The organism is Ramlibacter sp., assembly GCF_035706265.1.
Lineage (GTDB): Bacteria > Pseudomonadota > Gammaproteobacteria > Burkholderiales > Burkholderiaceae_C > Ramlibacter.
The window spans coordinates 1-10309 of sequence record NZ_DASSVG010000132.1; the positions used below are offsets into that span (position 1 = coordinate 1).

The window sequence follows — 10309 nt, forward strand, 5'->3', positions numbered from 1 at the left end:
GCTGGAACACGTGGGCGGCGTGCTCGATGCGGCGCGCCTGCGCGCCGTGCTGCAGAAGCTGCCGCAGGGGCTGCAGACCTGGCTGGGCGAGGGCGGCGCGTTGCTCTCCGGCGGCGAGGGGCAGCGGGTGCGCCTGGCGCGCGCCTTCCTGCAGCGCGACGTGCGGCTTGCGCTGCTGGACGAACCCTTCCGCGGCCTGGACCGCGGCCAGCGCCGCGCGCTGCTGGCCGAAGCGCGCACCTGGTGGCGGCACGCGACGCTGCTGTGCGTGACGCACGACGTCACCGAGACCCAGTCCTTCGACCGCGTGCTGGTGGTGGAAGGCGGCCGCATCGTCGAGGACGGAGCGCCGCGCGAACTGGCGCGCGAGGATTCGCGCTACCGCGCGATGCTGCAGGCCGAGGAGGAGGTGCAGTCGCAGCTGTGGCAGGACGCGGCCTGGCGCCGCATCCGGGTCGAGGATGGCGCGCTGCACGCGGGCGAAGGGGCGGCGGCATGAGCGCGCGCGAGGAGACCATCGACTTGCAGGCGCTGCTGTGGCCCGTGCCGCGCCTGGGCGAAGCGCTGGAGGAACTGGCCCGCCGTGCGCGGCTGCGCGTGGCCGCGGGCGAGGGCGCGCAGGTGCCCGCCACCCTGGCCGCCGACGGCGAGGCGGAGCAGGGCCGCTGGCTCGAATGGGCGGCGCAGCGCCTCGGGCTGGAAGCCGAAGGCCTGGACGCCGTGGCACCGGAACTCGAAGGCCTGCTGCGCGGCGCCGCGCCTGCCTTGCTGCGGGTGGAAGATCCCGCTGGCGCCGGCGCCGGCTTCCTGCTGCTGGTGAAAGCGCGCGGCGACCGCGCCCATCTGGTCGGGCCCGACCTGCGCCTGCACCGGCTTGCCATTCCCGACCTGCGGCGCGCCTTGTGCGCGCGGCTCGAGGCCCCGTACGCGCAGGAGATCGACAAGCTGTTGGCCGCCGCGGCGGTGCCGAGCCAACGGCAGGCCAGCGTGCGCTCCGCGCTGCTGCGCGAACGGCTGGCCGAACGCCAGGTGGCGTCGTGCTGGATGCTGCGCCTGGCCCCTTCGCGCGGCTTCTGGGAACAGCTCGCGCAGGAAGGCCTGCGCCAACGGATCTTCCCCATCGTTGCCGCGTTCGGCCTGTTCTACGGCCTCGAAGTGCTGTCCTGGACGCTGATCGGCAATGGCACGCTGCACGGCAACGTCGACACCGGCTGGCTCATGGCCTGGACGCTGCTGCTCGCGACCCTGGTGCCGTTGCAATGGCTCAGCGGCTGGCTCGATGCCCGCTTCGCGATCGATGCCGGCCGCATCATGAAGTCGCGCCTGCTGGCCGGGGCCTTGCGCGCCGACGTGGAGACGGTGCGGCGGCAGGGCGCGGGCGAGCTGCTCGCGCGCGTGCTGGAATCGCAGGCGCTCGAATCGCTGGCCCTCAACGGCGGCTTCGGCGTGCTGGTGGCGCTGCTCGAACTGCTGTTCGCCGCCAGCATCCTGGCCGCGGGCGCGGGCGGCTGGGTCCACGTCGTGCTGCTGCTCGCCTGGGCCGCACTGACACTGGTGCTGGGCCTGCGCTACCTGGGGCGGCTGCGCGCCTGGACGCTGGAGCGCCTGCGCATGACGCAGGCCCTGGTGGAGCGCATGGTGGGCCACCGCACGCGGCTGGCGCAGGAGCAGCGCGCGCGGCGCGACCACGAGGAGGACCAGGAGCTCGGCAACTACCTGCGCAGCTCGCGCAGCATGGATCGCGCGATCCTGCCCATCGTGGGCGTGATGCCGCGCGGCTGGATGCTCGTTGCGCTCGGCGGCCTCGCGCCGGCCTTCGTGGCCGGCACCGCGTCCCCGACGGACATCGCCATCGCGCTGGGCGGCATGCTGATGGCGAGCCGCGCGTTGGGCGGCATCTCCGACGGGATCTCTGCGCTGGCGCGCGCCGCGGTGGCCTGGAAGCAGGTCTCGGCCTTCTTCGTCGCCGGCGAGGAGGCCGCGCGCGAACCCTTCCTGCCGGCCACGACGCCGGCGCGCGACGAGGGCGCACCGCGCCGCCTGGTCGATGCGCGCGAACTGAGCTTCCAGTACCGCGAGGCGGCCAAGCCGGTGCTGCGCGACGTCGACCTGGCGATCCACCATGGCGAGCGCATCCTGCTGGAAGGCTCCTCGGGCGGCGGCAAGTCCACGCTCGCGGCCCTGCTCACCGGCCTGCGCGCGCCCGCCTCGGGCTCGCTGCTGCTCGATGGCCTGGACCGCCAGACCCTGGGCCGCAACTGGCACCGCCTCGCGGCCGAGGCGCCGCAATTCCACGAGAACCACATCCTCTCCGGCACCCTCGGCTTCAACCTGCTGATGGGGCGCAACTGGCCCGCCAGCGAGGAAGACCTGCAGGAAGCCCGCGCGCTGTGCGAGGAGCTGGGGCTGGGCGAGTTGCTGGAACGCATGCCGGCCGGCCTGGCGCAGACCGTCGGCGAAACCGGCTGGCAGCTCTCGCACGGCGAGCGCAGCCGCATCTTCCTGGCCCGCGCGCTGCTGCAGAAGGCGCCGCTCACGGTGCTGGACGAAAGCTTCGCCGCCCTCGATCCCGAAACCCTCGCGCGGTGCCTGCGCTGCGCCTTCGAACGTGCCCCGACCCTGATGGTCATCGCCCACCCATGAAACCGATCGCCGCCCTCGCGCGCGAGCGCCTGCGCGCCTCGCCCAACTTCGTGCTCGCCTTCAGCCAGGACGGGCGCCCCTACGTCGCGCAGGAAACCGAGCCCTACCTGCAGTTCTGGCTGTCGCAGCGCTATCGCATCCTGCTGTCGCTCTTCTCCGGCCCCAAGGGAGCCACCGGCCAGCAGGCGGTGGACGCGTATTTCCGCCTCACGGCCGCCGAGCCGCAGGAGGCCGAGCGCAACCGCCTGCTCAAGGCCGTGGCCGACATGCGCCAGGCCGGCGTGCTGATCGGAACCAGGGACGACGTCTCGCGCTACGACGCCCGCATGGCGCAGGACTACCTGACGCACCGGCCCTTCCCGCCCCAGCTCGCGCGCTTCATCGTGCAGCAGGGCGGCATCGGCCCCGACACGCGCGTGCTCGATCTGGCCGGCGGGCCCGGCAGCCTCGCGCTGCAGTTCGCGCGCGTTTCGCCGCACGTGGCGCTGATGGACCTCTCGCGCGGCTTCGTGCAGGCCGCGCGGGACGCGGCGGCCGGGCGCGGGCTCGCGCTCGACGCGATCCACGAATCCGCCAACCGTTTGATGTACAGCGACGAGCAGTACGACGTGGTCACGCTGTCGCAGGCGATCCACTGGCTGGACGACGTGCTGGTGTGCCGCGGCATCGCCCGTGTGCTGGCGGCGGGCGGCAGCTTCTTCGTGATCCAGTCGTCGATGGACCTCGACGACGCGCATCCGCTCGCCTACGTGCTGGGACGCGATTCCGTCCTGGGCCGCAAGGACGCGCAGCCCTTCCCGCTGCAGGTGCAGGCGCTGGCGCGGCGGCTGTCGCTGCTGTTCGAGGCGCTCGATGCGCCCGACGTGCAGCGGCACGATCCGACGCAGCGTTTCGGCGCGGAGGGCGGGGCGCCGCCGCCGCGCGTGGTGCCGTCGCAAGTGTCCTTTTTCCGCCAGCGGCGGCCGTTCGACATCGGCTATGCCCGTGCGTTCCTGTCCGACGAGCACATCCGGCCGACCGGCCTGACGCCGGGGCAGTTCTGGGCCGAGGCCGAAGCGCGCTGCGCCGCGGCCACCCCGCAGCAGCTCGAAGGCCATTTCGACTGGGGCGTCCTGCACTTCTGCCGCGGCGGTGCGCCCGGCGTGCCGGCCGACTTCACGCAGTGCGCGGTGGCACCCCTGGGCTGGGAGCCGGTGCCGGTCTGAGCTGCGCTTGGGCCTGCGCTGCGCCCGGTAGCCTGAGCTGCGCCCAGGCTCCGGTCCCATGCTGGACAATACCGGCATGAGCAGCCAGGACAAGATGCTCTCCCTGTTGGACGCGTTCAGCGTCGAAGCCCCCGTGTGGTCCGCCGACGAACTGGCGGGACGCTTCGAGCTGCCGACGTCCACCTGTTACCGATACCTCAAGTCGCTGCACCAGGCCGGCCTGCTGGCGCGCGTGGGCAGCGGCTCCTATGTCGTGGGCCCGCGCGTGCTGGCGCTGGACCGCATCTCGCGCGTGTCGGACCCCGTCTACAGCATCGGCAGCCCGGTGGTGGCCGCGCTGTCGCGGAGCACCGGCTACAGCGCGCTGCTGTCGGTTCTGTACAGCGATTCGGTGATGTGCGTGCAGCAGGTCGCGACCGAGGACGCGCCGCCCGGCCTGTTCGGGCGCGGGGAGCAGCGCCCGCTGGTCGCCGGCGCCTCCGCCAACGTGATCCTCGCCCACCTGCCGGTGCACCAGCTGCGCAGCGTGTTCAACAAGCAGCGCGAACGCATCGTGGCCGCCGGCCTGGGGCCCGACTGGGACTCGTTGCGCGCGCAACTGGCGGCGATCCGGCAGCAGGGCTGCAGCTTCACCGCCGGCGAGTACCGCTCCGGCATCGCCGGCCTGGCCGCGCCGCTGTTCAACAAGGACGGCGAGGTGCTGGGCAGCATCGCCCTGGCCACCTCCATGCACTCCTCGCAGCTGGCCGAATTCAAGGCATTGGCGCCGGCGCTGATGACGGCAGCCGCCGAAATCTCGCGCGGCATCGCCGCCAGCTCCAACGTGGTGGACCTGCCGGCGCGGGCGCTGGGGTAGGGCGTCAACTTGCGTTTTTCGAAAAAAGTCTCCTACAATGTGAGAATCTTTTAGGAATAGACCGGCGCAACAGCCGGAACGCATGACTCCCTCCCTCGACGAGATCCTTCGCAACGGCGTGAAGGAGAAACTGGCCCGCGACGAAGTGGTGGCCTCGATGATGGTGCGCCTGGTGCGCGGCGTGGAGATCGCACGCATCGCGAAGTCCGCCGGCTTCGACACCTTCTACATCGACATGGAGCACTGCTCCTTCTCGCTGGAGACCGCCAGCCAGATCTGCATGGCCGCCCTCGAGATCGGCATCCCGGCCTTCGTGCGCGTGCCCGCCAACACCCCCGAGTACATCTCGCGCGTGCTCGATGCCGGCGCCCTGGGCGTGATCGCCCCGCACGTGCGCAGCGCCGAACAGGCCCGCGAGGTGGTGCGCTACGCCCGCTTCGCCCCCGAGGGCGAGCGCTCCGCCAACGGCGGCCTGCCGCACCTGCAATACCGCAGCTTCCCCACCGTGCCCGCCAACCTGGCCCTCAACCGGGCCACGATGGTGATCGTGATGATGGAAGCCGCGCAGGCCCTGGAGCGCGTCGAGGAGATCGCCGCCGTCGAGGGCGTCGACATGCTCCTGGTCGGCACCAACGACCTCACCGCCGAATGGGGCGTGCCGGGCCAGTACGACGATCCGCGCGTCGCCGCCGCCTACGAGCGCACCATCGCCGCCTGCCGCGCGCACGGCAAGCACGTGGGCATCGGCGGCCTCGCCTCGCGGCCCGACCTGGTGGAGAAGTTCGTGCGCATGGGCGCGCGCTTCGTCTCCACCGGCACCGACCTGTCGTTCCTGATGGCTGCCTGCACGCAGAAGGCCAGGAACGTCGCCACCCTTTCCCGCTGAACCCTTACGGAGAACCCCAGATGCAGTCGACCCGCCGCACCCTGGCGCGCGCCCTCGTGGCCGCCGCCGCCGTCAGCGCCGTTCCCTTCGCCCTGGCGCAAGGTGCCTATCCGAGCAAGGCCGTGAAGATCGTCGTGGCCTTCACCGCCGGTGGCCCGACCGACGTGGTCGCGCGCCTGATCGGCCAGCAGCTCGCCGAGAAGTGGGGCCAGCCGGTGGTGGTGGAGAACAAGCCCGGGGCCGCCGGCCTGCTCGGCTCCGAGTTCGTGGCCAAGGCGCCGGCCGACGGCTACACGCTGCTGATGGCGACCGCCGGCAACCTCACGGTCAACCAGCACCTGTACAAGCACATGCGCTTCGACCCGGTGAAGGACTTCGCGCCGATCACCCAGACCGCCGCGGTCGACTTCGTGCTGGTGGCGCAGCCCGACGCGCCGTTCCGCAACGTGAAGGAGCTGATCGCCGCCGCCAAGGCCACGCCGGAGGCGATCAGCAGCGCCACCTCCGGCAACGGCGGCGCGCCGCACCTGGCCGCCGCCCTGTTCGAGGACGCCGCCCAGGTCAACCTGCAGCTCGTGCCCTACAAGGGCACGGCCGATGCCGTGAACGCGGTGCTGGGCGGCCAGACCCACCTGGACTTCGATGCCGCCTCGCAGGTGCTGCCGCACGTGAAGGCGGGCAAGCTGAAGGCGCTCGCCGTGCTGGGCACCAAGCGTTCGCCGCTGCTGCCGGAGGTGCCGACGATGGCCGAAGCGGGTCTGCCCAGCTACAACTTCAGCAACTGGTTCGGCCTCGTGGCGCCGGCCGGCCTGCCGAAGGACGTGACGGCGAAGCTGGAAAAGGACGTCGCCGAAGTCCTGAAGAACCCCGAGATCCAGGCCCGCTACCAGACCATGGGCCTGCAGCCGCCCGCCGCCACCACGCCGGCGCAGTTCGCCACGCTGATCCGCAAGGACGCGGCCAAGTGGGGCGCCACCATCAAGGCGGCCAACATCGTCGCGGAGTGAGAACACGATGGGCATGACCATCACGGAGAAGATCCTGGCGCGCGCCGCGGGCCTGGACGCCGTGGCGCCGGGGCAGTTCCTCGATTGCCGGGTGGACCAGGTCGCCAGCATGGACCTGCAGGGCAAGCTGGTGTTCAACACCCTGGGTACGCTGGGCAGCGAGGCGCTGTTCGACCCGCAGCGCGTGGCACTGACGCTCGACCACCAGAGCCCCGCGCAGACGGTGGCCATCGCCGACGTGCACGCCGCCATCCGCAAGGCGGCGAAGAAGTACGAGGTGCGGAACCTGTTCGACGTCGGCAGCGGGATCATGCACGTGGTCATGCCCGAGCGCGGCCTGGTGCTGCCCGGCGAGCTGGTGATCATGAACGAGTCGCACACGCCCACCGGCGGCGCCATGGGCGCGGTGGTGATCGGCGTGGGCCAGACCGATGCCGCGGTGGCGGCGGCGCTGGGCGAGATCTGGCTGGTGGTGCCGGCCACCATCCGCGTCAACCTGCGCGGCGAGCTGCGCCCCGGCGTCACGACCAAGGACGTGGCGCTGCACCTCATGAAGCTGCTCGGCTACGAGCGCAAGGCGATCTACAAGACGATCGAGATCGGCGGGCCCGGCGTTGCGCAGCTGTCGATGGACGCCCGCTTCACGATCACCAACTACTGCTCCGACATGGGCGCCAAATCGGCGATCTTCGAGCCCGACGAGGTGACGCTGGAGTACGCCGCCGCGCGCGCGCAGCGGCCCTTCACGCCCGTGCGCAGCGACCCGGACTGCCGCTACGAGGAGACGATCCACGTCGACCTCGGCACGCTCGAGCCGCTGCTGGCCTGCCCGCACGCGCTGGACAACATCCACAGCGTCGCCTCGCAGGCCGGGCAGCCGATCCACGAAGCCTTCATCGGCACCTGCACCAACGGCCGCTTCGAGGACCTGGCGGCGGCGGCGGCGATCGTGGAAGGCCGCAAGGTGGCGCCGGGCGTGCGCTTCGTGGTCGTGCCGGCCTCGCGCGAGGTGTACCAGCGCGCATTGAAGGCGGGCCACATCGCGACGCTGAGCGACGCCGGCGCGCTGGTGTTCCCGCCCGGCTGCGGCCCCTGCATGGGCGAGCACAGCGGGGTGCTGGGCGCCGGCGAAGTCGCCATCAGCTCGGGCAACCGCAACATGAAGGGCCGCATGGGCAGCCCCGATTCCTCCGTCTATCTCGGTTCGCCGCAGACCGTGGCGGCCTCGGCGGTCGCGGGCGTCATCACCGACCCGCGCACGCTGCAACCCGCAAGCAAGGAGCCGGCCCATGCCTGAACCCATTCGCGCCGGCGCCTACCGGGTCGGCGACGACGTGAAGGCGCTGGAGATCATGCCCACGCGCTTCAAGAGCTCCAGCGCCCTGTCGGATGCGGAGCTGGCCAAGGCCGCGTTCGCCGACCTGGACCCTTCGTTTTCCGCCAGGGCGCTGGCGGGCGACTACGGCATCGTGGTCGCGGGCGTCAACTTCGGCGGCGGCGGCAAGACGGTGGAAGGCCCGGTGTTCGCGCTGCGCGGCGCCGGCGTGAAGCTGGTGATCGCGGAATCCTTCGCGCGCTACTTCCTGCGCAACGCGATCAACAACGGCTTCCCGATCCTGGTGTGCGAAGGAATTTCGCGGGCGGTGCAGACCGGCCAGCAGCTTTCCGTCGACCTGGACACGGCGCGCATCACCAACCTGGCCACGGGCCAGGTGCTGGCGGCGACGCCCCTGTCGTCCACCGCCCTGGAGATCCTGGCCGCCGGCGGCCTGGTGCCTTATGCCCGGCGCAAGCTGGCCCGGCAGCAGGGCGCGGCGCGCTGATTCCGGGCGCGCTTGATGGCGCGGCGCGCTGAATCCGCAGGCTGGCCCTGACCGCGCGCGAATGCGCGCCGGAAGCCCAGCGCTCCACCTCGGCGCAGCAATGCCGAAGTGCTACTCTTGCGTGCTCCGAAACACGCATGGCGTCCCTTCCCGTCCCTGACCAGGCCCCCGCCCCCGGGCCCACCGCGGCGCCCGCCGGGGAGGCGCCGCCGCCCGCCGAGGCGCCGCACCGGATGCTGCGGCCCTTCGGCCTGGTCATGCTGGTGCTGGTCGTCGGCATGCTGGTCACCCTGCTGTCGTGGGACGTCGCGCGCGACCTGTCGCAGCGCGCGGAGGCGCGGCGCTTCGAATACCGCACCGCGCGGATCCTGACCGACATCCGCCACGCCCTGGAGACCGACGAGACCCTGCTGCGCTCGGTGGCCGGCCTGTTCAGCGTCGGCGGCGGCATCACCCGCCAGCAGTGGCGCGACTATTTCGATGCCCTCGAATCCGGCACCCGCTCGCCCGGGCGGCTGTGGCTCGCCTACGCCCAGCGCGTGCCGGCCCGCGAGCGCGAGCAGCACGAGCGCCAGGCCCGCTCCGAAGGGCTCGCGGGCTACGGCGTGCGGGCGATGCAGGAGCGCCCCTTCTACTATCCGCTGGCCTATTTCCGCTCCTTCGGTCCGCAGGACCGGCGCCCGCTGGGGCTTGACCTGCAGGAGGATCCGCTCGCGCAGGAGGCGATGGGACGGTCGCTGGAATCCGGCAGCGTGGTGCTGACCGGCCCGCTGACCCTGGCCACGCCCAGGGGCACAGGTGGGCAGGTCTGGGCGCTCCTGGTGCCGGTGTACGCGGGCGGTGCCGTGCCTGCCAGCAGCGTGGCGCGGCAGCAGTCGGTGCTCGGGTTCCTGGTCGAGGCCTTCGACACCATGCATCTGGTGGAAAGCGCGCTCGGCTCCGATGCGAACGTGATGGCCCTGCGGGTGCGCGACGGCAGCGTCCCGATCTTCACCAGCCGCGAGCTGGCCGACGCCGACGGGTGGCGGCCGACGCTGCAGCGCACCGCGGACCTCGATTTCGGCCAGCGCCGCTGGAGCGTCGAGTTCTCGACCCTGCCGCGCTTCGACTCCAGCCTCGGCTCCGACCAGTCGTGGGTGATCCTGGCGCTCGGCTTCGTGATCAGCGGCCTGATGGCGGGCCTGCTCGGGCTGCAGGCGAACCTGCGCGCCCGCGCGCTGCACCAGGTGGAGCAGCGCACCGAGGCGCTGCGATCGGCGCTGGCCCAGCGCGCGGAGAGCGAGGCGCGGCTGCGCGCGGTGTTCGACCATGCGCTCGACGCCATCATCACGATCGACAGCCGCGGCGTCGTCCAGAGCTTCAACCCGGCGGCCGAGCGCATCTTCGGCTGGCGCGCCGACGAGGTGATCGGCCGCAACGTGAACATGCTGATGCCGGGGCCAGACCGCCAGCGGCACGACAGCTACCTGGACAACTACCTGCGCGGGGGCAAGCCCAAGATCATCGGCATCGGCCGCCTCGTGGTCGGCCTGCGCAAGGACGGCAGCACCTTCCCGCTGGACCTGGGCGTGAGCGAGATGCCGGTGGGCGACCAGCGCTTCTTCTGCGGCATCGTGCGCGACGTGACCGAGCGCCTGCGCGCCGAGACGGCGGTGCGCCAGAGCGAGCGCAAGCTGCGTTCCTACATCGAGCAGTCGCTCGATGGCGTGGCGGTGGTGGACGGTGAGGGCCGCTACCTGGAAGTGAATCCGGCCGCCGCGGACATGCTCGGCTATACCGAGGAGGAACTGCTGCGGATGTCCATCCCCGTCATCCTCTCCGGCGTGGAGGCCGAGCGCCGCCAGGGCCTGGCCCACTTCGAGCGGGTGCAGCGCGAGGGCCGCAGCAGC

At 71.8% G+C, this 10309-nt stretch carries 9 protein-coding genes; all 9 read left to right on the forward strand.

The genetic code is table 11. From position 1 onward, the window contains the following. Nucleotides 1–499 (forward strand): ATP-binding cassette domain-containing protein (locus tag VFM98_RS05135; RefSeq protein WP_414708985.1); only part of this gene is annotated, 499 nt, incomplete at its 5' end. After that, a complete protein-coding gene (locus VFM98_RS05140) occupies nucleotides 496–2643 on the forward strand; it encodes an ABC transporter ATP-binding protein (protein ID WP_325108821.1) in 2148 nt (715 codons plus the stop codon). The genes VFM98_RS05135 and VFM98_RS05140, both read left to right, overlap by 4 nt. Continuing rightward, nucleotides 2640–3848 (forward strand): class I SAM-dependent methyltransferase, encoded by a 1209-nt coding sequence (locus tag VFM98_RS05145; protein ID WP_325108822.1) that lies wholly within the window; start codon nucleotides 2640–2642, stop codon nucleotides 3846–3848. Before VFM98_RS05140 ends, VFM98_RS05145 begins: the two co-directional genes overlap by 4 nt. A gap of 76 nt (nucleotides 3849–3924) precedes the next feature. Further along, nucleotides 3925–4704 carry an IclR family transcriptional regulator gene (locus VFM98_RS05150; RefSeq protein WP_325108823.1) on the forward strand — a complete coding sequence of 260 codons (780 nt, stop codon included), beginning with the start codon at nucleotides 3925–3927 and terminating at the stop codon, nucleotides 4702–4704. A gap of 82 nt (nucleotides 4705–4786) precedes the next feature. Next, nucleotides 4787–5590 carry an HpcH/HpaI aldolase family protein gene (locus VFM98_RS05155; RefSeq protein ID WP_325108824.1) on the forward strand — a complete coding sequence of 268 codons (804 nt, stop codon included), beginning with the start codon at nucleotides 4787–4789 and terminating at the stop codon, nucleotides 5588–5590. A 20-nt stretch (nucleotides 5591–5610) separates the two neighbouring features. After that, nucleotides 5611–6597, forward strand: coding sequence for a tripartite tricarboxylate transporter substrate binding protein (locus VFM98_RS05160; protein ID WP_325108825.1), 987 nt, complete (start codon nucleotides 5611–5613; stop codon nucleotides 6595–6597). Nucleotides 6598–6610: 13 nt separating this feature from the next. Beyond that, a complete protein-coding gene (locus VFM98_RS05165) occupies nucleotides 6611–7894 on the forward strand; it encodes a 3-isopropylmalate dehydratase large subunit (RefSeq protein WP_325108826.1) in 1284 nt (427 codons plus the stop codon). Continuing rightward, nucleotides 7887–8420, forward strand: a complete 534-nt coding sequence (locus VFM98_RS05170) for a 3-isopropylmalate dehydratase (protein WP_325108827.1) — start codon at nucleotides 7887–7889, stop codon at nucleotides 8418–8420. Before VFM98_RS05165 ends, VFM98_RS05170 begins: the two co-directional genes overlap by 8 nt. Before the next feature lie 137 nt (nucleotides 8421–8557). Continuing rightward, nucleotides 8558–10309: PAS domain S-box protein (locus VFM98_RS05175; RefSeq protein ID WP_325108828.1), on the forward strand; the 1752-nt coding region annotated here is incomplete at its 3' end.